A 21,932-nucleotide genomic window follows, 5' to 3' on the forward strand; every position below is an offset into this window, starting at 1 on the left:
AATGCTTGAATTGCCAGCGTTGAAATAGGTGCGCTTGAATTTAGAATGCGTGCCCTCGCACTACGGATTACTAAGAAGTCGATTTCCATGATTTTTCCTTATAAGTTTATGTTTGGCCTAAATGTATTGATTGCTAATGAAGTGTTACGTTTTTTATGCTAGCTGTGACTCAAATAACTTCAATTCAGAAGTTTCCTGAAGTTCTGCGTGATTAAATTCGAGCCAATGTAGGAAAGAAGTCACGGGCTTGTGCGATGATTCTTTTGGTGTTGTTAATTCGTTGTTATTGTTGAAAGTTCTCTGGGTGTGGTTGCGCCAAGCACTGCACTCGCCTACTTCACGTTTTTTTCGCATTAATTGCCTTCCCTCGGAAGTAAATCCCCGGCAAGCTCGGTCTACCCCTATTCACGGAACGGGCAGGAGGCTTCAGATGGTGCAGTTGTGTTCGATCGAACAAGCAGTGGACGACGTGCTGGCGCGGTTGCCGGCGCATATCCACATGGGCATGCCGCTGGGCCTGGGCAAACCCAATCACTTCGTCAACGCGCTGTACCGGCGGATCAAAGGCCTTCCCGAGCGGCAGCTGACGATCTACACAGCCCTGTGCCTTGGCCGTCCGAATCTGGGCGATGGTTTGCAGAAGCGCTTTATCGAACCCTTCGTCGAGCGCGTCTTCGGTGATTACCCGGAATTTGATTTCCTCGCCGACCTGCACCGTGACAGCCTGCCCGCCAACATCCGTATCGAGCAGTTTTTCATGCAGCCCGGCAGCCTGCTCAACAGCGCGCCGGCCCAGCAGGATTACGTCAGCAGCAATTACAGCCATGCCGCCCGTGACATCAACGCCGCCGGGCTGAACCTGGTGGCGCAACTGCTGGCCAGCAGCAGCGAACACCCGGATCGCCTGAGCCTGAGCTGCAACCCGGACATTACCCTCGACCTGTTGCCGATGATCGCCAAGCGCCGCGACGCCGGGGAAACCATTTTGCTGGTCGGTCAGGTGCATACCGATCTGCCGTACATGCCCGGCGACGCTGAAGTCGACATCGACACCTTCGACCTGCTGATCGACGCGAAGGACAGCAGCACGCTGTTTTCCACGCCGAACATGCCGGTGGGGTTCCAAGATCATTTCATTGGCCTGCACGCGAGTACGCTGGTTCGCGACGGCGGTACGTTGCAGATCGGCATCGGCTCGATGGGCGATGCGCTGACCGCCGCACTGCTTGCACGTCAGGCAGATAACGCCGGATACACAGCGTTACTTGATGACATCAACGTCAGTCAGTGGGCGCAGTTGATCGAACGCGAAGGCGGGACCGCGCCGTTTGCCAAAGGCCTGTACGGCTGCAGCGAAATGTTCGTCAACGGTCTGCTGGTGCTGGCGGATGCCGGCATCATCCGGCGCAAGGTCTATCCCGACGTGCAGACGCAGGAACAGGCCAACGCAGGCACTCTCGATGAGGCCGCGCAGACTGACGGTATCTCGGTGCATGGCGGTTTTTTCCTTGGCCCGCGCAGTTTTTACGAGCGCCTGCGCGAGTTACCGCAGAGTAAACGCCTCGAATTCAACATGACCCGCATCAGCTACATCAACGAGCTTTACGGACAGGAAGAATTGAAGCGCTTGCAGCGCCTTGATGCACGGTTCATCAACACCGTGTTCACCATGACGTTGCTGGGTGCGGGCGTCGCGGATCAACTGGAAGACGGGCGGGTGCTCAGTGGCGTCGGTGGGCAGTACAACTTCGTGGCCCAGGGGCATGCGCTGCACGATGCGAGGTCGATTCTGATTCTGCGCAGTTGGCGTGAGTCCGGCGGGGATGTCAGTTCCAACATCGTTTGGGAATACGGCCACTGCACGATCCCACGGCATTTGCGTGACATTGTGGTCACCGAGTACGGCATCGCCGATTTGCGTGGCAAGTCCGATGCGGTGGTGATCGAGTCGCTGCTGAACATCAGCGATTCCCGTTTCCAGCAGGGCCTGATCGAACAAGCGCAAAAAGTCGGCAAACTGCCCAAGGATTTCCGCCTCGACCCACGTTTTGCCGACAACACACCGCAGCGTCTGCAAGCGATTGCCGCCCGGCATCCGAACCTGTTTCCGGAATATCCGCTGGGCTGTGATTTCACCGCGATCGAACGGGATTTGCTGCGCGCGCTGAACTGGCTGAAGAGTAAGTTCAAGCTGACCGAGATTCTGGAACTGGGCAAGGCTGCGCTGGATGCACCGGAGGCATCGCTGTATCCCGAGCATCTGGAGCGGATGCAACTGACCAACCCGGAAGGCCTGAAGGAAGATTTGTTCCAGCGCCTGCTGCTCACTGGCCTGAAGGTCACTGCGCAATAAAAAACGACAAAAAAACCTGTGGGAGCGGGCTTGCCCGCGATGGCGGTGTATCAGTCAACTTGGATGTTGAAGGATAGTGCCCCATCGCTGGCAAGCCAGCTCCCACAGGTATTGCAATGTGCTTGCGGCTTTCAGCTGTTATTCGATGAAGGTAACGACGCCATCCTTCAGCGATTTCACGCGAGCCAGCGACTCAACGCGGTAGCCCTGCGAATCCAGTTCGGCACGGCCGCCCTGGAACGACTTCTCGATGACGATGCCCAGACCGGCAACGGTGGCGCCGGCCTGCTTGATGATCGAGATCAGCGCTTGCGAGGCCTTACCGTTGGCCAGGAAGTCGTCGATGATCAGCACGCGGTCGCTGCTGGTCAGGTGACGCGGGGAGATGGCCACGGTGCTCTCGGTCTTCTTGGTGAACGAGTAAACGGTCGCCGACAGCAGGTTTTCGGTCAGGGTCAGGGACTGTTGTTTGCGGGCGAAGATCACCGGTACGCCGAGGTTCAGACCGGTCATGATCGCCGGGGCGATGCCGGAGGCTTCGATGGTGACGATCTTGGTGATGCCCGAGTCCTTGAACAGCGAGGCGAATTCGTCGCCGATCAGCTTCATCAGGGCCGGGTCGATCTGGTGGTTCAGGAAGGCGTCGACCTTCAGGACCTGGTCGGAAAGCACAATGCCTTGTTCGCGGATTTTCTGCTGCAATGCTTCCATGAAGCTGTCCTCATTTGGCGCTTTGTGCGCCGAAGGTCTAGTAAAAAGGGGTCAATTCTAGCGCTTTAACATCGCGCGTATATCGGCCAATGCGTTGTTGCCGCGCACGGCTTTGACTTCGGTCGGTGTGTCATCGTTGCCTTCCCAGGCCAGATCGTCCGGCGGCAGCTCATCGAGGAAGCGGCTCGGCGCGCAGTCGATGATCTCGCCGTACTGCTTGCGCTTGGCGGCGAAGGTGAAGGCCAGGGTCTGGCGCGCGCGGGTGATGCCCACGTAGGCCAGGCGGCGTTCTTCTTCGATGGTGTCGGCTTCGATGCTGGAGCGGTGCGGGAGGATTTCCTCTTCCATGCCCATGATGAACACGTAGGGGAATTCCAGACCCTTGGAGGCGTGCAAGGTCATCATCTGCACGCCTTCGGCGCCATCCTCTTCTTCCTGCTGACGCTCAAGCATGTCGCGCAGGACCAGTTTGCCGATCGCGTCCTCGACGGTCATCTCGCCTTCTTCGTCCTTCTCGAGGGTGTTTTTCAACGCCTCGATGAGGAACCAGACGTTGCCCATCCGGTAGTCGGCAGCCTTGTCGCTGGAGCTGTTGGTGCGCAGCCAGTTCTCGTAGTCGATGTCCATGACCATGCTGCGCAGCGCCGAGATCGGATCCTCGCCGGCGCATTGCTCGCGGACCTTGTCCATGAAGCGCTTGAAGCGCGACAGACGATCGGTGAAGCGGCTGTCCAGGTGTTCGCCGAGACCGATTTCGTCGGTGGCGGCGTACATGGAGATCTTGCGTTCGGTGGCGTAGTTGCCGAGTTTTTCCAGGGTGGTCGAGCCGATTTCCCGGCGCGGCACGTTAATTACCCGCAGGAAAGCGTTGTCGTCATCCGGGTTCACGATCAGGCGGAAGTAGGCCATCAGGTCTTTCACTTCCTGGCGGCCGAAGAAGCTGTTGCCGCCGCTCAGACGGTACGGCACCTGGTGGTGCTGCAGTTTCAATTCGATCAGCTTGGCCTGGTAGTTACCGCGATAGAGGATCGCGAAATCGCTGTACGGACGGTCGGTGCGCAAGTGCAGGCTGAGGATTTCCATGGCCACGCGCTCGGCTTCGGCGTCCTCGTTGCGGCAGCGGATCACACGGATCTCGTCACCGTGGCCCATCTCACTCCACAGCTGTTTTTCGAATTCGTGCGGGTTGTTCGAGATCAGCACGTTGGCGCAGCGCAGGATGCGGCTGGTGGAGCGGTAGTTCTGCTCGAGCATCACCACTTTCAGGGACGGATAGTCGTCCTTGAGCAGCATCAGGTTTTCCGGCCGCGCGCCGCGCCAGGCGTAGATCGACTGGTCGTCGTCGCCGACCACGGTGAACTGGTTGCGCTTGCCGATGAGCATTTTTACCAGCAGGTATTGGCTGGCGTTGGTGTCCTGGTATTCGTCGACGAGCAGGTAACGCACCTTGTTCTGCCACTTTTCGAGGATGTCGGCGTGCTCTTCGAAGAGTTTTACCGGCAGCAGGATCAGGTCGTCGAAGTCCACCGCGTTGAACGCCTTGAGCGTGCGCTGATAGTGGGTGTAGACGATGGCAGCGGTCTGTTCTTTGGGATTGCGCGCGTTTTCCAGGGCCTGGGCCGGCAGGATCAGGTCGTTTTTCCAGGCGCCGATCATGTTCTTGATCTCGTCGACGCCGTCGTCGCCTGCGTATTCCTTCTGCATGATGTCGGTCATCAGGGCTTTGACGTCGGTCTCGTCGAAGATCGAGAAACCGGGTTTGTAGCCCAACCGCACGTGTTCCTTGCGGATGATGTTCAGACCGAGGTTGTGGAACGTGCAGACGGTCAGGCCGCGACCTTCGCCAGCGCGCAGCAGGGTGCCGACCCGCTCTTTCATCTCGCGCGCGGCCTTGTTGGTAAAGGTCATGGCGACGATGTACTGGGCACGGATGCCGCAGTTCTGGATCAAGTGCGCGATTTTGCGGGTGATCACGCTGGTCTTGCCGGAGCCAGCACCGGCGAGCACCAATAGAGGGCCGCCGACGTAGTTCACGGCTTCTTGCTGCCGGGGATTGAGTCGGGACATACGAAAATTCGGGAGTCGTTGACGAAATGGGCCGGCATTTTAACAGGCTCAGAGATTTGTGCTGCTCTCTCCGACTTGTGACGTACCACGCGATTCAAATTTGCCGCTTTTGTTACTTTCGCGGAGGATGCGCGGTGATTTTGCGGCTAATGTACTCATTCGTGACACAAAATAACGTTTTGATAACCGTTGTCATTTGGTCATTGAACGGCGCAACGGCATAATGCCCCGCCCACATCATTGCAGAGTCTAGGGAGCTAGCTTGTCTACGCCTGTCGAACCCTTGCGTTTGCTGCTACTGGCCGAAGAGCCGGCGTGGACAGCGTTATTGCGCGAGTGTCTGGCTCCGATGGGGAGCGCGGCGGTGCTGATCAGCGCGCCGAGCTGGGAGTCGGTCAGCAGTTTGTTCGAAGACAACCGCCACGCGGTGTTGTTGACCATTCCGGCATTGCAACCGGCACCGGGCCGTTGCAGCCTGCCGACGGTCTTGCTGCTGGAACATGAACCGGACACCGCGCCGGTTGGCGTCAGTGACTGGCTGGTGTTCGACGCCCTCGACGCCGGCATGCTCCGGCGTTGCCTGCGCCATGTGCGCGAACGCGGCGTTCTCGAAAACACCCTGCAACGCCTCGCCGAACAGGATCCGCTGACCGGCATCGCCAATCGCCAGGGTTTTCAGACCTTGCTCGCTGCGCGCCTCGCGGAAAACGACGGTCGCGGCCTGGCCCTCGGGCATCTCGATCTCGACAACTTCCGCCACGCCAACGACGCGCTTGGCCATCAGGCGGGCGATCGCTTGATCCTGCAGGTTGTCGCGCGGCTGAAAAGTCAGCTGGAGGCAGGTGATCAACTGGCGCGGCTGGGCAGCGACGAGTTTGCCCTGCTGATCGACACCCGCCGTGCACCGCAGCGCGCCGAGTGGATGGCCGAACGCATCACCGAAGCACTCGCCGAACCGTATTGGGTCGATGGCGAAAGCCTGCTGATCGGCTCCAGTCTCGGCATCGCCCATGCCCGCGCGCAGGGCGGCGCCGATCCGCTGATGTGGCACGCCCACATCGCCATGCAGCAGGCCAAGAGCACCCAGGGCTGCACCTTCCATATCTTCAACGAACGCATCAATCGCAATGCTCGAAGCATGGCCGACCTCGAAAGCGAGCTGCGTCGGGCGTTGCGTCGCGATGAGCTCGAGCTGCATTACCAGCCACGCCTGAATCTTGCGGACGGCCAGATTGTCGGCCTCGAAGCCTTGGTGCGCTGGCGCCATGGCGAGCGCGGTCTGCTGCCGCCGAGTGAATTTGTGCCTTTGGCCGAGCAGAGCGGTTTGATCGTGCCGCTGGGTTACTGGGTGATTTCCCGAGCCTTGCGCGACATGCAGGCGTTGCGCGAGCGCGGGCTGCCGGCGCTGCACATGGCGATCAACCTGTCGTTCCGCCAGTTTCAGGACAGTCAGTTGTTGCCGACGCTCAGCCGCTTGATCGCCGAACGTGGTGTTGAAGCGCAATGGCTGGAGTTCGAACTGACCGAAACCGCGGTGATGCGCCGCAGCGATCTGGTCAAACAGACCATGGATGCTCTGGGGCGTCTCGGTGTGCGCTTTTCGCTGGATGACTTTGGCACCGGGTTCTCGTCGTTCGTGCACCTCAACAGCCTGCCGATCACCTTGCTGAAGATCGACAAGAGCTTTGTCGGCGGCATGGAGCAGCGCGAAGAGAACCGCAAACTGGTGCACGCGATGATCAATCTTGCGCACAACCTGCATCTGGAAGTGGTAGCGGAAGGGGTGGAAACCCCGGAGCAACTGGAGCTGCTGCGCGGGTTTGGCTGCGATCAGGTGCAGGGCTATCTGATCAGCCGGCCACTGCCGTTGGCGGAGCTGGTTGAATATCTCACCTTCGGCTCAAGCCAACAGCCAGCCCTCGAAATCGTCAGCTGAACACAATCTCCGGGTTAGGCGTAAACCCCTGTGGTAGCGAGCCTGCTCGCGAAAGCGGTGTGTCAGGCAAAGATGATTTGACTGATCGATCTCATTCGTCGGAACGCCGCCCGGAGCCGGCTCGCTCCCACAAGGGCAATCTCATTCAGGCTGAGGGATGTTGAAGCCCCGAGATTGCGGCTCCAGCCGAATCATCCGCTTCATCTTCCACTCGAATGCCAGCGTCAAACTCACCGCCGCACACGCCAGGCCCAGCGCCAATCCCCACCAGACGCCTGTCGGCCCCCAGTTCAAATGGAACGCCATCCACCATGCCGCCGGCGCGCCGATCAGCCAGTAACAGCCGAGCCCGACCAGAAACGTGGTTTTCGCATCCTTGAGCCCACGAATGCAGCCCATGGCAATCGTCTGCGTGCCGTCGAACAGCTCGAACCATGCTGCCACCGCCAGCAGGCTCACCGCCAGACGAATCACCTCGGCAAATGCCGGATCATTGTGATCGAGGAACAACCCGACCAACTGATTCGGCAGCAACCAGAACACCATGGCGAAACCCAGCATCACCACCGCGCCAAAGACGATCCCGACCCGCCCGGACATCCGCGCATCGCTCAATTGCCCGGCGCCGTAATGCTGGCCGACGCGCATGGTGATCGCGTATGACATCCCCGCCGGCACCATGAACGCCACCGAGACGATTTGCAGAGCAATCTGGTGCGCGCCCAACTGCGTGCTGCCCATGGTGCCCATGCACAGCGCCGCAAAGGCGAACAAACCGACTTCTACCGCGTAGGTGCCACCGATTGGCAGGCCGAGCCGCCACAACTCTTTGAGATATTGCCGATTCGGCCGCGATAAACCTGCGCGCAATGGATAAGCGTCATAAGCCGGATGCCGACGGATGTGCCAGGCCAGCGCCAACGCCATACAGTTGGCGACAATCGCCGTGACCAGGCCGATGCCCGTCAGGCCCATTTTCGGCAGACCGAACATGCCAGTGATCAGCGCGTAATTGAGCAGGAAATTGGCCACCGTGCCGGCGAGGCTGATGACCATCACCGGCGTCGCCCGGCCGATTGCACTGGTGAAACCGCGCAGGGCCATGAAACTGAGGTAGCCAGGCAGGGCGAAGGGCAGGGCGATCAGGAATTGCCCGGCCGCGTTGACGTTGGTTTCGGTCTGACCGAACAGGAGCAACACCGGTTTCAGGTTCCACAACAGCAACCCGGCGCCCAGCGCCATCAGCCACGCCAGCCACAACCCGGCCTGGGTCAGGCGCGCAGCACCGATGATGTCGCCGGCGCCCTTGCGAATCGCCACCAGCGTGCCGACCGCCGCAATCACGCCGATGCAGAAAATCGATACGAACGAATAGGTTGCTGCTCCCAGTCCGCCACCTGCGAGCGCTTCGGGACTCAGGCGCGCCATCATCAGGGTGTCGGTCAGCACCATCAACATGTGCGCCAACTGTGAAGCAATCAACGGCCCTGCCAGCCGCAGGATGGCCCAGAGTTCGGTACGCACAGGATGCTGCATGGTCATCACCACTCAATTTAAGAGGGAACAGAAGAGCGTCGATTCTCGGCGCTTGGCAGGCTTTGCACAAAGGGATAAAAAGGATGGGTGGCATGACTAAAACTCATCTTGAGTAAAATCTTTGGGGCCGGCTGCATCCCGCTACAGGAGCTTTCTGCATGTCTCGTCGTCTTCCTCCCTTGTATGCCCTGCGCGCATTTGAAGCGGCGGCGCGACACAGTTCGTTCACCCGTGCTGCCGAGGAACTGTCGATCACTCAGAGTGCGGTGAGTCGGCATATTCGTACCCTCGAAGATCACTTCGCCTGTCGGCTGTTTCATCGCAGCGGGCGCAATCTGCAACTGACTGAAGCTGCGCGGTTACTGCTGCCCGGCATCCGCGAAGGCTTCAGTGCGCTGGAGCGGGCTTGCAATACCTTGCGTGCCGAGGACGACATCTTGCGCATGAAGGCCCCATCGACCTTGACCATGCGCTGGCTGTTGGCGCGGCTTAGCCGCTTCCGTCATTTGCAGCCGGGCAACGAAGTGCAACTGACCAGCGCCTGGATGGACGTCGATTCGGTGGACTTCAACGATGAGCCGTTCGACTGCGCGGTGCTGTTGAGTGACGGGCATTTTCCGCCGGACTGGGAGGCCAGCCTGCTCTTTCCTGAAGAGTTGATTCCGGTGGGGGCGCCCAACCTGCTGAATGATCAGCCGTGGGATGTGGCTCGACTGGCCTGCACCGAATTACTCCACCCGACCCCCGATCGTCGCGATTGGCGCAGTTGGCTGGAACACATGGGGTTGTCTGATCAGGTGTCACTCAAGGGTGGGCAGGTGTTCGATACCCTCGAACTGGGCATGATCGCGGCGGCGCGCGGTTACGGTGTGTCGATGGGCGATCTGTTGATGGTCGCCGAAGATGTGGCGCAAGGAAGGCTGAGCCTGCCGTGGCCAACCGCGGTCGCCAGCGGCTTGAATTACTACCTCGTGTGGCCAAAGACCCGCCCGGGAGGCGAACGTTTGCGCCGTCTCAGCGACTTTCTGCAAAGCGAGGTCCGCGCCATGGAACTGCCGGCGGTTGCGCGCTTGAGCTGAAACGTTCGAGCCGCCACAATGCCGGCCTTGTGCCATAACCTTGTTTTCCGCTCAAGTATTTGGATCCACCGCCGAATACGTGCTTGTGGAACCGTCGTGCCGGTACCCACGATTCACCCCCACAACCAGAAAAATTTCCGAGTCGAGATCAAGGAGGATCCCGTGGCTCGGCCAGGAGCTGTCCATGTCTCAACCTCGCGCTCGGATCGCCTCGCAGCTGGGCCTCGCGCTCGCTGTAATACTGGCGATAGTTATCAGTGGCAGTACGGTGTTCGCCTTGCGTTCGCTGGACTCCGCCAACCTCGCCACCCGTGAAGAGCATCTGGCCAGTGAGGCGCGGCTGCTGGCCGACCAACTGAGCACGTTTCACGGCACGTTGCGTGAAAGCACCCAGCGCCTGAGCGGGTTGTTCGAGAAGCGCTTCAGCGCGGGCCTGAGCATTTATCCGGATGAGCCGGTGACAGTCGCCGGCACCCAGACTCCAGGCCTGCACCTGGGCAGCGAAGTGCTGAACAACAACTTTAAGGAAGTCGACGAGTTCAAGCAGATGACTGCGGGCGTCGCCACGTTGTTTGTGCGCAGCGGCGAAGACTTTGTCCGGGTCAGTACCTCGCTGACCAAGCAGGATGGCACGCGCGCCATCGGCACCTTGCTCGATCATGCGCACCCGGCCTACGCGAAGTTGATGGCGGGGCAGGGCTACGTCGGTCGCGCCTTGCTGTTCGATCGCTCCTACATGACCCAATACACCCCGGTGCGCGATGGCAGCGGCAAGGTGATTGCGGTGCTGTTCGTCGGTTTCGATTACACCGACGCGCAGAACATCCAGTTCGACAACCTCAAGCGCTTCCGCATCGGCCAGAGCGGTTCGCTGGCGTTGCTCGACGAGCAAAACAAATGGTTGGTTGCGCCGGCGGGGGTGCAGGCGCTGGATCAAGCCGTTCCGGTGATCAAAGGTTTGGCGGCGAAACCGGGCAAGGGTGAGTTCTGGAGCGACACCTCGGAAGATTTCTACAGCATTGCCGTGCCGTTCGATGGCGGGCCATGGTCGGTGGTGGCGAGCATGCCGAAAGCCGAGATCCGTGCGGTGACCTGGAGCGTCGGTACGCAACTGGCCATTGGCAGTCTGTTGGCGATGCTGCTGGCGGTCGGATCGGTGGTCTGGCTGCTGCGCAGCAAACTGGCGCCTCTGGGCGATCTGGTGCGTCAGGCCGAGGCCTTGGGCGCCGGTGATCTGAGCGTTCGGTTGAATGTGTCGAGCAACGACGAAATCGGTCAGCTGTCCCGTGCGTTCAACCAGATGAGCCAGGCGCTGTCGACCATGGTCGAGCACATCCGCCGCTCCTCGGCAGAGGTCAACAGCCGTGCCCAGGCCCTGTCCGGTTTGTCCGGCGGTGCCTACGAAGGCATGGAGCAACAGTCCGGTGAAATCACCAGCATGGCCGGCGCGGTGGAAGAGTTCAGCGCGACCTCGCTGAACATTGCCGACAACATGGGCGCAACCCAGCGTCTGGCGCAGGAAAATGCCCAGCAAACCCAGATTGGCCGCAGCTCGATGGAAGAAGCGTCGTCCTCGCTGGAGCAAATCGCTGGTGCCTTGAACAGCACCGCCACTGTGATCAACACCCTCGGTCAGCGCTCGCAGGAAATCGGCGGCATCGTGGGTGTGATTACCTCGATTGCCGAGCAGACCAACCTTCTGGCACTTAACGCTGCGATCGAAGCCGCCCGTGCCGGTGAGCAGGGGCGTGGCTTTGCCGTAGTGGCCGATGAGGTGCGCAGCCTGGCCTCGCGTACCCGCCAGGCGACCGACGAAATTTCCAGCATGATCCACAGCATCCAGCAGGAGACCGGCAACGCGATCAGCACCATGGAACAGGGCAATGTGCTGATGCAGGAAGGCTTGTCGCGCAACGCCAATGTCGCTTCGGCACTCGCGCGCATTGATGAGCAGAGCCGTTCGGCGGGGCAGCAGTTTGCTGCGATTACCACGGCGACTCAGGAGCAGAGCAGCACCGCGACGTTGTTGAGCAGCAATTTGCAGAGCATTGCGTTGGCCAACAGTGAGCAGCGTGAGGTTGTGTCGAACCTGGCTGTTACGGCTAAAGAACTGGAGAAGCTGGCGGCGGATCTGCGTTCCGAGGTTGATCGCTTCCGTTGATACAGCCTTGATATAGCTTTCGCGAGCAGGCGCGCTCCTACAGATTCCGGTGCAAATCACAGATTTTGTGAAGACCCGGATTCCCTGTGTGAGCGAGCCTGCTCGCGAATGCATCAATGAAGATCTCCGGCAGGACATGCCATCGATCAATCTAATACACTTGCTGAAACGTTTCCGCAGCGCTATAAAAATGGCACAACTCCAATAAAGGCTGCTGCCATGACCCCGCTCAAACTCGCCGTCGCCCTCGGCGCATTCACTGCTGCTTCCCACGCCATGGCTTGGGATTACGTGCTGCTCGATGCCAACAAGCCCGCGCAAAACTGGACCATCACCAGTGCGCAGCTCGGTGTGAAAACCGACAAACCCTTCTCTGTGAGCCTGCGTACCTTGCACGGTGGGCGGCAGGAAGGTGTCAGCATCGTGGATATCGATAACGGCACGATGAAACTCTCGGTGGTGCCGACCCGAGGCATGAATGTCTTGCAAGCTTCTGTTGGCAATGTACGCATGGGTTGGGATTCGCCGGTCAAGGAAGTGGTCAACCCGGCGTTCATTGAACTTAACGGACGCGGTGGGCTGGGCTGGCTGGAAGGTTTCAACGAGCTGGTGACCCGCTGCGGTTACGAGTGGGTCGGCCATCCCGGTATGGACAATGGTGAGTTGCTGACCTTGCACGGACGCGCCGCCAACATCCCGGCTAGTACGGTCACGCTGCACATCGACGAAAAGCCGCCCTACGCCATCAGCCTGCGCGGCGAGCTGAAAGAGCAAGCGTTCAAGAAAGTCGACTTCTCGGTCGTCACTGAGCTGGTCACCGAGCCCGGCAGCGTGCGCTTTGCCCTCAACGATACGCTGACCAACAACGGCGATTATCCGAAGGAATACCAGGCGCTGTATCACAGCAACTTCAGTACGCCGTTCCTCGAGCAAGGCGCACGATTCGCTGCGCCGGTAAAACAGGTGTCGCCGTTCAACGACAAGGCCAAGGGTGATCTGGCTGACTGGCAGACTTACCGCGCGCCGACCAAGGACTACGACGAAACCGTCTACAACGTCGTGCCCTATGCCGACGCCAAAGGCGAAACCCTGACTGTTTTGCACAATAAGGCCGGCAGCCTCGGTGTTTCTGTTGGCTTCAATACCCAGCAGTTGCCGGTGTTCTCCCTGTGGAAAAATACCGACACTCAAGGCCAGGGCTACGTCACCGGGCTGGAGCCGGGCACCAGCTTTTCCTACAACCGTCGCTATCAGCGCCCGCTGAATCTGGTGCCGACCATCGCATCCAAGGAACACAAACAGTTCCAGATCAGCTACAGCCTGCTCGCAGACAAAGGCGCTGTGGATAACGCCTTGAAGCGCGTGACCGAGATTCAGGCCGGACGCGAAACTGAAGTGCGGCAGACGCCGCTGGTTGATCTGACCGAACATTAAGGTGTCGCCGGCCGGTATTGCAGCGCTTCGGCCAAATGCTCACGCTTGATTGCATCGACTTGCTCAAGATCTGCCAGCGTCCGGGCGACTTTGAGCAGGCGATGCGCTGAGCGCAGCGACAAGGTCAACCGCTCACACGCCGATTCCAGCCATGCCTCATCGGCTGTGGATAATTTGCAGTGCCGCTTCAACCCCGGCAGATCAAGAAACGCATTGGCGCAGCCTTGGCGCTTTTGCTGGCGCTCGCGTGCCTCGGCCACCAAGGCTGCGGCGCTGGCGCTGTCCTCTCCCGGCTTGACCTGCGGGTTCAACGCTGTCGCTTCTCGCGCCACTGTCAGGTGCAAATCGATCCGATCCAGCAGCGGCCCTGACAACTTGTTGCGATAGCGCTGCACCATGTCCGGCGTGCACGAACACTTGCCGCTCGGTTCGCCAAGATATCCACAGGGGCAGGGGTTCATTGCTGCCACTAACTGGAACCGTGCGGGAAAACGTACGCGATCCTTGGCTCGCGCGATGACGATATGTCCGGACTCCAAAGGCTCGCGTAAAACTTCCAATACCTTGCGATCAAACTCCGGCAGTTCGTCGAGAAACAGCACGCCGTGATGGGCGAGGGTGATCTCTCCGGGTTGCGGTTTCGAGCTGCCGCCGACCAACGCCGGCCCGGATGCGGAGTGGTGCGGTTGACGGAAGGGGCGCTGGGGCCAATGGGTCAGCGGCGCGCCACTGGCAACTGACTGAATCGCCGCCACCTCCAGTGCTTCGCTCTCGGCCAAGGGTGGCAGCAGCCCTGGCAACCGACTGGCCAGCAATGTCTTACCCGTTCCCGGCGGCCCACTGAACAGCAGGTTATGGGCACCCGCAGCGGCAATCAGCAGCGCGCGTTTCGCCGCCAGTTGTCCTTGCACTTCATTCAAGTCGGGATAAGGCTTGCTGGCATGCATCAAGCCGTCGGAGACATAGGGCTCAACCGGCGTATGCCCATTGAAATGCGCCACAGCCTCAAGCAAATGATCCACCGCAAACACCTTCAACCCCGAAGCCAGACACGCCTCCTCGGCATTCGCTCGCGGCACCACCAACGCACGACCCGCCTTGCGCGCCGCCAATGCTGCCGGCAACACCCCGCGCACCGCTCGTACCGCGCCGGACAACGCCAACTCACCCAGACATTCCACATCATCCAGCGTCAGACACGGCACCTGCACACTCGCCGACAGAATCCCCAAGGCAATCGCCAGATCAAACCGCCCACCGTCCTTGGGCAGATCTGCCGGGGCCAGATTCAAGGTGATCCGCCGTGCCGGAAACTGCAGCCCGGAATTGATGATCGCGCTGCGCACGCGATCCTTGCTCTCCTTCACCGCCGCCTCGGGCAGCCCGACCATGGTCAGCGACGGCAGACCGTTGGCCAGATGAACTTCGACGGTGACAGCGGGGGCTTCCACGCCAATCTGGGCGCGGCTGTGGACGATGGAGAGGGACATGGTCGTTCCTTGAGCTGAATCGGGGGCCGCTTCCTGCGGGTTTTTGAAGGGTAGTTGAGCCGGGTTTCAGTGCTGAAATAGAGGTTTACAAGACGTATCAAGACCCGATGGGCTGTCACTGCTTGCCTGAATTGGAGCGTTGACTCTCGCCCGGCATTGACGGATCCTCCCGCTCGAGGACTGCAACTGCGCATTCGTCGGGACTGGGCACCAGTAAAAGCTCCCCCGCATTTTTGGCAGCAGAGAACGCTGGTTTCTCTGAAGTGGTGACGACGGGCCAGCTCGTCGGATTCTGAACCCAAGGTTGCAAAGCCAGGAGCTAAAGAATCGCTGCGACTACTCCTCCAAACACAAAAAAGGCGTCCTATGGACGCCTTTTTTATTTTTCACTCAGGACCTTCTACCGGCCAGCGCGCCGCTTGGCTCAAGCGCTGGCCCACATGTAACAGCAACTTCAATAAATCGCCGTTGGTTGGCTGACATATTCCCAGCCAAACGGAGTGCTTCGAGGTGCAAATCAACAATCTGAAATAGCTTTTCCTTCCTCTTCTTATTCTTCACAGATACCTCCATCTTGATGGGCGTATTTCGTTTGCCAATGTAATGACATGCGTAAGGGCTGCGTAACTGGGCGCAGACGCTGATGTTTGTAGGGCTATGCCCTAATAGTTGTAGGACGCCGGCGAAAGGGTTTCGACGGTCTTGTATCGCGGAGTCGGATGCTCCAGTTTGGCCGCTCAATGCAGCCTCTGGAGACTAGAAATGAACCGCAATGGTATGCGCCCGATTCATCCGGGCGAGGTTCTGAGTAAGTAACTCATGGAGCCGTTGGGCATGACTGTCATGGATCTGGCCATGCCCACGAACTGGCCCGAAAGTGAGATCGAAAAGCTTGTGAAATGCCAGCTCAGGATCTGCGCCGATCTGGCAATCAGCCTTGCCACTCATCTCAACACTACGCCTGAGTTCTGGATGAATCTTCAGTCGACTTACGATTTGCGCAGGGCCCAGCTCCGGCATGCGGGGTTATAGCGATTGCAGCATCCGCGAAGCCCTTTTCCACCATGGCCCCGTCATTGGGCGCTTGGTCTGTTCCCGTTCCACCACCATCAGCGGCACATCTTGCAACCGTATCCACGGCTGATTATTCCAATGCAACAAACTCAACGTCATGTCCGGCCAACTGAGCAGGCTCAGGTGCGGGCGTTCGCTTGTGGTGGGGTGTTGGGCGTCGCGCAGGGTGGGGATGACCTGGTGGGTGAGCCATTCGCGCAGCGCGCGGTATTCGGGGCAGTAGTGGTAGACGAGGAGGGCGTAGATGCCGGATTCGCTGATCAGCAGGGTATTTTCGATCTGGTTGTGGATCAGGGTTTTGCGGGTTTGGTATTGGTCGGGGTCGAGTTTTCGCAGCATGCGTTCGTTGAGGTAGATGTGCAGCAGGCGACTCAGGTCTCGGGCGCAGAACCAGGGTTGGTTCTGGATGAGAAGGGCGTGGAGGGGGAGTTTGTGGCGGGTGAAGATGCTAGGTGTCAGGTAGTTTTCGTCCATGGTTCAGTTCTCGAATTCAAGTGAAGAAAACTGCTTCTGTTCGTCGCCAAACGAAAAGGGTGGCAGCTATGCGCGGGTTGGCGAACCGGTGAATTCGAAACCGGCAGACCCTGAGGTCTCCCACGCAAAGCCGCCATAACTCGTTGAGAGAAAAAACCTCTCTGTGAGTTTAGTTGCATTGCGTCAAATTCGATCCAGGTCGCCAAACCCGGTGCTGAACATTCAGTATCGGGTGAGCTTAGAAACCTGGGCTTTTCGGCGCAATCGGACGGCGGTGGTGCAGGTTGTAGGACGTTGCCGGGATGGTTGAAGGGCTGGAGATCAAAAGATCGCAGCCTTCGGCAGCTCCTACAGGGGGCGCGGATTATTCCGCGGGCGGTGTCAGCTTGGCTTCCATCTCGGCGACTTTGGCTTCGAGGCTTTCGAGGCGAGCGCGAGTGCGGGCCAGAACGACCATCTGACTATCAAATTCTTCGCGGCTGACCAGATCGAGTTTGCTGAAGGCACTCTGTAGCAGCATCTTGAACTGGCTTTCGATTTCGGCTTTCGGCAGCGGGGTGTCGCCGCTGAACAGGCGGGAGGCGGTGCCGCTCAGGGCGTCGAGGAAGTCTTTGGGCGCGAGCATGGTGGATGTCCTGGAAACAATGGCCGGCAGTGTATCACGCAGTGTCTATAGTCAATCCTGTGGTCAGGGATGCACGCTTTTCGCGCAGGCGGACGGACGGCGACGCACCGTTGTTGTGCGTATCCGGATGGCGTTTTGCACGGGATGGCTTGCGGCAGCGGCCAAGGGATTGAAATCAGGGGATTTTGGCGAGATGGCAAGGTTTCTGCTTAGTCACCTTCGACCCATGCACTGATGCAGTCGCTGTGACGAATGCAGTGCGGCAGACGGAGCGGGGAGTTTCGTCAGCAGCGGTTAGCTGGCGTCAGTCGGGCAGGTAAGGCCGACGATGCGTTACAAAGCCAGGCACTGCGCTTAGACTTGAGTCGGGTTTGTTTTCCTGGGGCAAGTCCACCAATTCGGGAGAGAGTTTCATGAAGCTAGTCACTGCCATCATCAAGCCGTTCAAGTTGGACGACGTGCGCGAGTCGCTGTCCGAAATCGGCGTGCAGGGCATTACCGTTACTGAAGTCAAAGGCTTCGGCCGGCAGAAGGGTCACACCGAGCTGTATCGCGGCGCGGAATATGTGGTCGATTTTCTGCCCAAGGTGAAAATCGACGTGGCCATCGACGACAAGGATCTGGATCGGGTGATCGAGGCGATCACCAAGGCGGCCAACACCGGCAAGATCGGTGACGGCAAGATCTTCGTGGTCAATCTGGAACAGGCGATCCGCATCCGTACCGGCGAAACCGATACCGACGCGATTTAAAAGCCGCCACAAACCCCAACGCCCCAGGAGAAAACAATATGACTCTGCGTAAATTCGCAGGGCTAGGAGCCCTGTTGTCCATCGTAATGCCCAGCCTCGCTATGGCGGCAGACGAAGTGGCGGCCCCAGTCCTCAATTCCGGCGATACTGCCTGGATGCTCACCTCGACAGCCCTCGTGCTGTTCATGACCATCCCCGGCCTGGCGCTGTTCTACGGCGGCATGGTTCGCTCCAAAAACATTCTTTCCGTGATGATGCAGTGCTTCGCCATTACCGGTCTGATCAGCATCCTGTGGGTCATTTATGGCTACAGCATTGCGTTCGACACCACCGGCATGGAGCAGGGCGTCGTCAATTTCAACTCGTTCTTCGGCGGCATGGGCAAGGCGTTCCTCGCCGGTGTCACGCCTTCAAGCCTGACCGGCCCTGCGGCGCTGTTCCCTGAAGCGGTGTTCATCACCTTCCAGATGACCTTCGCGATCATCACCCCGGCGCTGATCGTCGGTGCGTTCGCTGAGCGGATGAAGTTCTCCGCGATGCTGATCTTCATGGGCATCTGGTTCACCCTGGTTTATGCACCGATCGCGCACATGGTCTGGTCCGGCAACGGCGGCCTGATGTGGGACTGGGGCGTGCTCGACTTCGCGGGCGGCACCGTGGTGCACATCAATGCCGGTGTGGCCGGTCTGATTGCCTGCCTGGTACTGGGCAAGCGCAAAGGCTTCCCGACCACCCCGATGGCCCCGCACAATCTCGGTTACACCCTGATGGGCGCGGCCATGCTGTGGGTCGGCTGGTTCGGCTTTAACGCCGGTTCCGCTGCTGCGGCCAACGGCACCGCTGGCATGGCGATGCTGGTCACTCAGATCGCTACCGCTGCCGCCGCACTGGGCTGGATGTTTGCCGAGTGGATCACCCACGGCAAGCCAAGTGCACTGGGCATCGCCTCGGGTGTGGTTGCCGGTCTGGTGGCAATTACTCCGGCTGCTGGCACCGTGGGCCCGATGGGCGCCCTGGTGATCGGTCTGGCGGCGGGCGTGGTGTGCTTCTTCTGCGCCACCACCCTGAAACGCAAACTCGGTTATGACGATTCCCTGGACGCGTTCGGCGTACACGGTATCGGCGGTATCCTCGGCGCGATCCTTACCGGCGTATTCGCTGCGCCGGCTCTGGGTGGCTTCGGCACCGTTACCGATATCGGCGCGCAGGTCTGGATTCAGATCAAAGGCGTTGGTTTCACGGTGATCTACACTGCGATCGTCACCTTCATCATCCTCAAGGTCCTGGACGCTGTGATGGGTCTGCGTGTGACCGAGGAAGAAGAATCGGTAGGCCTCGATCTGGCACAACACAACGAACGCGGCTACAACCTGTAAGTACGCGCAGCAAAAAACTTGCCCGGTTCGCCGGGCATTTTTTTGTCTGGAGTTTGTCGCAGAGAGAGCAGCTGAAAGGATTTTTCGTACGTCTTTGGTCGTGTTTACGACGGGCGTTTTTCTGCGGGCAATGGCTTACATCATTGCAGGATTATTAGGGCCTTTGTTTTTTCCCAGAGCGCGCTAGAATGCGCCCCGAACGTGCGGAGAACTGTATGTGGCAACAGACTCTGATAACCCTGCGGGCACGGCCCCGGGGCTTTCATCTGGTAACGGACGAGTTGCTCGCCGGGCTGCCTGAACTCAAGGCATGCCGGGTCGGTCTGTTGCATTTGTGGCTGCAGCATACCTCGGCGTCGTTGACCATCAACGAGAACGCCGATCCGGCGGTACGTCGCGACTTCGAACGATTTTTCAATCGTCTGATCCCACAAGGAACAGACGGCTATGAGCATAACGACGAAGGCCTGGACGACCTCCCGGCGCACTTCAAGGCCAGCGTGCTTGGCTGCCAGATCAGTCTGCCGGTTTCGGCAGGTCGCCTGGCACTGGGAACCTGGCAAGGCGTTTATCTGGGCGAGCACCGTGATCATGGCGGTGCCCGAAAAGTCCTCGCCACCTTGCACGGTGAAGGGGCATAAACCGTTGGTCACCAATGGTTACTGATTTTTTAACGGCGACTTTCGACAGTCGCCAAAGCTGGTCTATAACTAATCTGCTTTTCGCAAGTCATGAGGTAGAACATGAGCGACGATGATCTGGAAAACGACGACCTCGAAGTAGGCGACGAAGACGAGGCCGAGGAAGGCCTGGAAGCAGCAGCGGAAGACGTTGCTGACGACGATGGCGGTGACGATACGCCGGCCCCGGCTGCCAAAGGCAAAGCCAAGGCTGCGGTGTCGGTAGACGAATTGCCGAGCATCGAAGCCAAGAACAAGGAGCGCGACGCCCTGGCCAAGGCCATGGAAGAGTTCCTGTCGCGTGGCGGAAAAGTGCAGGAAGTGGAGGCCAATGTGGTCGCCGATCCGCCGAAGAAGCCGGACAACAAGTACGGCAGCCGCCCTATCTGAGGCGTGCCGCTGGCTTACTGAAAAAGCCCGCCGTCGCTGCGGGCTTTTTCATGGGTGAAATAAAATACCTGAAGTGAAACATAAACCCTGTGGGAGCGGGCTTGCCCGCGATGGGGTCGGATCAGTCACATTGACGTTGAATGTGCCGGCCTCATCGCTGGCAAGCCAGCTCCCACAGGTTTTCAGGTGTCAGGTGGAAGTGGCATTCCAGCGGGCAAGCACCGCTGGCAAATCGCTCAGGCTACGAATCTCGGCATCCGGCAGGCGATCCGCTTCCCAGGCTTTCCCCGTCGGGTTGAACCAGATCGCCCGCAACCCGGCCTGCTGTGCGCCGGCAATGTCATCGCCCGGATGATCACCGATATGCACGGCGGTTTCGGCCGTAGCGCCACCGCGCTGCAACGCCTCATGAAACAGTCGCGCATCCGGTTTGGCGATGCCGATATCTTCCGCGCACAGCGCAAACTTGAAGTAATCCGCCAGACCCAAACGGCGCACATCGGCATTGCCATTGGTGACCACGCCAAGCGCATAGTGATTGGCGAGGATCTCCAGCACTGGCTCGACTTCAGGAAACACTTCGATCTGATGCCGCGCATGCAGAAATACTTCAAAACCCTTGTCTGCCAGGTCGGTTGCTTCGCCATGGGCATAGCCGGCGTCCTCCATCGCATGGAACAACACCCGCCGACGTAGTGCGCTGATGCGGTGTTTCAGCCCCGGCTCATTAGCCAGCACGCGCTCACGAATTGCCCACAAATGCTCCACCGGCACCGCGCCCAGATTCGGCGCGTGTTCGCTCAGCCATTCGCGCAATACCGCTTCGGCGCTGACGATCACCGGCGCGGTGTCCCACAAGGTGTCGTCGAGGTCGAAGGTGATCAACTGGATGCTCATGAATCGTCGCCTTTCATGCGTTTGGCCCGTGGGTGGGCGCTGTCGTAGACCGCCGCCAGGTGCTGGAAGTCCAGGTGGGTGTAGATCTGCGTGGTCTTGATGTCGGAGTGGCCGAGCAATTCCTGCACCGCGCGCAGATCCTGCGAAGACTCCAGCAGGTGGCTGGCAAAGGAGTGCCGCAGCATGTGCGGGTGCAGGTTCTGCCCCAGTTCGCGTTCGCCGGCCAGTTTCACTCGTACCTGAATCGCTCGTGGGCCGAGGCGCCGGCCTTGCTGGCTGACGAACACGGCGTCATCCGCCGGATTGGTCATCGCCCGTAACGGCAGCCACTGTTCCAGTGCTTCGCGGGCCTTTTTACCCACCGGTAGCAGGCGGGTTTTACTGCCCTTGCCGAGCACTTGGACCATGCCGTCGGCGAGGTCGAGTTGATCAAGATTGAGCCCGGTCAGTTCGGAAAGGCGCAGGCCGGAGGAGTAGAACAACTCCAGAATCGCCTGATCGCGCCGCGCAAGAAAATCATCCTCGACTGCCCCTTCAAGCAGTTGCAGTGCGCGGTCGGTATCGAGGGTTTTCGGCAGGCGCCGTTCGCCCTTCGGCGGTGCCAGACCGGTCGCCGGATCGTGGTCGCAAAGGCCTTCGCGATTGAGATAGTGGTAAAGCCCGCGTACTGCCGAGAGTAGGCGGGCGAGGCTGCGCGAGGATTGGCCTTGCGCATGCAGGCGGGCGATCAGGCTGCGCAGGCGCTGAATGTCCAGCGCCGCCCAACTGCCGATGTTTTGCTTCACGCACCAGCCGAGGACTTTATCGAGGTCGCGGCGGTAGGCCGACAGCGTGTGCGGCGACACCTGTCGCTCACTGCGCAGGTGTTCGCAGTAAGCGTCCAGTTGCCGTTCCATG

At 59.6% G+C, this 21,932-nt stretch carries 18 protein-coding genes; 10 read left to right on the forward strand and 8 right to left on the reverse strand.

The genetic code is table 11. The features are described from left to right. Positions 1-430: 430 nt before the first annotated feature. Positions 431-2,353, forward strand: a complete 1,923-nt coding sequence (locus M9827_RS12645) for an acetyl-CoA hydrolase/transferase C-terminal domain-containing protein (protein WP_250605689.1) — start codon at positions 431-433, stop codon at positions 2,351-2,353. Positions 2,354-2,491: 138 nt separating this feature from the next. On the opposite strand, the gene M9827_RS12650 is transcribed toward M9827_RS12645, so the two are convergent. Next, positions 2,492-3,064: a xanthine phosphoribosyltransferase gene (locus tag M9827_RS12650; RefSeq protein ID WP_122842209.1), complete on the reverse strand. Its 573-nt coding sequence runs from the start codon at positions 3,062-3,064 to the stop codon at positions 2,492-2,494. 57 nt (positions 3,065-3,121) lie between these two features. Beyond that, positions 3,122-5,131 (reverse strand): DNA helicase Rep, encoded by a 2,010-nt coding sequence (rep, locus tag M9827_RS12655; protein ID WP_123454601.1) that lies wholly within the window; start codon positions 5,129-5,131, stop codon positions 3,122-3,124. Positions 5,132-5,393: 262 nt separating this feature from the next. Here rep and M9827_RS12660 point away from each other — a divergent pair, with 262 nt between their 5' ends. Then, positions 5,394-7,067: a putative bifunctional diguanylate cyclase/phosphodiesterase gene (locus M9827_RS12660; RefSeq protein WP_250605690.1), complete on the forward strand. Its 1,674-nt coding sequence runs from the start codon at positions 5,394-5,396 to the stop codon at positions 7,065-7,067. Positions 7,068-7,208: 141 nt separating this feature from the next. Here M9827_RS12660 and M9827_RS12665 read toward each other — a convergent pair whose 3' ends face one another. Next, positions 7,209-8,603 (reverse strand): NorM family multidrug efflux MATE transporter, encoded by a 1,395-nt coding sequence (locus M9827_RS12665; RefSeq protein WP_250605691.1) that lies wholly within the window; start codon positions 8,601-8,603, stop codon positions 7,209-7,211. A 158-nt stretch (positions 8,604-8,761) separates the two neighbouring features. On the opposite strand from M9827_RS12665, the gene M9827_RS12670 reads away from it, so the two are divergent. From M9827_RS12670 to M9827_RS12680, 3 genes are all read left to right on the forward strand, one after another. Next, a complete protein-coding gene (locus M9827_RS12670; protein WP_250605692.1) occupies positions 8,762-9,682 on the forward strand; it encodes a LysR substrate-binding domain-containing protein in 921 nt (306 codons plus the stop codon). Positions 9,683-9,866: 184 nt separating this feature from the next. Beyond that, on the forward strand, positions 9,867-11,843 hold the full coding sequence (locus M9827_RS12675) for a methyl-accepting chemotaxis protein (protein ID WP_250605693.1): 1,977 nt from the start codon (positions 9,867-9,869) through the stop codon (positions 11,841-11,843). A gap of 219 nt (positions 11,844-12,062) precedes the next feature. After that, positions 12,063-13,277 (forward strand): aldose 1-epimerase family protein, encoded by a 1,215-nt coding sequence (locus tag M9827_RS12680; RefSeq protein WP_250605694.1) that lies wholly within the window; start codon positions 12,063-12,065, stop codon positions 13,275-13,277. Here the strand turns inward: M9827_RS12680 and M9827_RS12685 are convergent. Then, the gene (locus M9827_RS12685) at positions 13,274-14,767 is read right to left on the reverse strand and encodes a YifB family Mg chelatase-like AAA ATPase (protein WP_250605695.1); all 1,494 of its coding nucleotides are present in this window, start codon (positions 14,765-14,767) and stop codon (positions 13,274-13,276) included. The genes M9827_RS12680 and M9827_RS12685 overlap by 4 nt on opposite strands. A gap of 819 nt (positions 14,768-15,586) precedes the next feature. Between M9827_RS12685 and M9827_RS12690 the strand changes: the two genes are divergently transcribed. Further along, positions 15,587-15,799: a HigA family addiction module antitoxin gene (locus tag M9827_RS12690; RefSeq protein WP_256588389.1), complete on the forward strand. Its 213-nt coding sequence runs from the start codon at positions 15,587-15,589 to the stop codon at positions 15,797-15,799. On the opposite strand, the gene M9827_RS12695 is transcribed toward M9827_RS12690, so the two are convergent. Both M9827_RS12695 and M9827_RS12700 read right to left on the reverse strand, forming a co-directional pair. Next, positions 15,794-16,315: a BRO-N domain-containing protein gene (locus tag M9827_RS12695; RefSeq protein WP_250605697.1), complete on the reverse strand. Its 522-nt coding sequence runs from the start codon at positions 16,313-16,315 to the stop codon at positions 15,794-15,796. The genes M9827_RS12690 and M9827_RS12695 overlap by 6 nt on opposite strands. A gap of 364 nt (positions 16,316-16,679) precedes the next feature. Then, on the reverse strand, positions 16,680-16,940 hold the full coding sequence (locus M9827_RS12700) for an accessory factor UbiK family protein (RefSeq protein WP_007920416.1): 261 nt from the start codon (positions 16,938-16,940) through the stop codon (positions 16,680-16,682). A 413-nt stretch (positions 16,941-17,353) separates the two neighbouring features. Here M9827_RS12700 and glnK point away from each other — a divergent pair, with 413 nt between their 5' ends. From glnK to sutA, 4 genes are all read left to right on the forward strand, one after another. Next, positions 17,354-17,692 (forward strand): P-II family nitrogen regulator, encoded by a 339-nt coding sequence (gene glnK / locus M9827_RS12705; RefSeq protein ID WP_002555808.1) that lies wholly within the window; start codon positions 17,354-17,356, stop codon positions 17,690-17,692. A 38-nt stretch (positions 17,693-17,730) separates the two neighbouring features. Beyond that, positions 17,731-19,068 (forward strand): ammonium transporter, encoded by a 1,338-nt coding sequence (locus tag M9827_RS12710; RefSeq protein ID WP_123454580.1) that lies wholly within the window; start codon positions 17,731-17,733, stop codon positions 19,066-19,068. 215 nt (positions 19,069-19,283) lie between these two features. After that, positions 19,284-19,709, forward strand: a complete 426-nt coding sequence (locus tag M9827_RS12715) for a secondary thiamine-phosphate synthase enzyme YjbQ (protein WP_003229414.1) — start codon at positions 19,284-19,286, stop codon at positions 19,707-19,709. Between the two features lie 102 nt (positions 19,710-19,811). Further along, on the forward strand, positions 19,812-20,138 hold the full coding sequence (sutA, locus tag M9827_RS12720) for a dormancy-specific transcriptional regulator SutA (protein WP_007920420.1): 327 nt from the start codon (positions 19,812-19,814) through the stop codon (positions 20,136-20,138). Between the two features lie 189 nt (positions 20,139-20,327). Here sutA and M9827_RS12725 read toward each other — a convergent pair whose 3' ends face one another. Together M9827_RS12725 and xerC are read right to left on the reverse strand one after the other, a co-directional pair. After that, entirely contained in the window at positions 20,328-21,035 is a 708-nt protein-coding gene (locus M9827_RS12725) for an HAD family hydrolase (protein WP_250605698.1), read from the reverse strand. Beyond that, positions 21,032-21,931 carry a tyrosine recombinase XerC gene (gene xerC, locus M9827_RS12730; protein WP_007950060.1) on the reverse strand — a complete coding sequence of 300 codons (900 nt, stop codon included), beginning with the start codon at positions 21,929-21,931 and terminating at the stop codon, positions 21,032-21,034. The genes M9827_RS12725 and xerC overlap by 4 nt, the downstream gene beginning before the upstream one ends. Between the last annotated feature and the right edge of the window lies 1 nt (position 21,932).

This window comes from Pseudomonas sp. AKS31, assembly GCF_023634765.1.
Lineage (GTDB): Bacteria > Pseudomonadota > Gammaproteobacteria > Pseudomonadales > Pseudomonadaceae > Aquipseudomonas.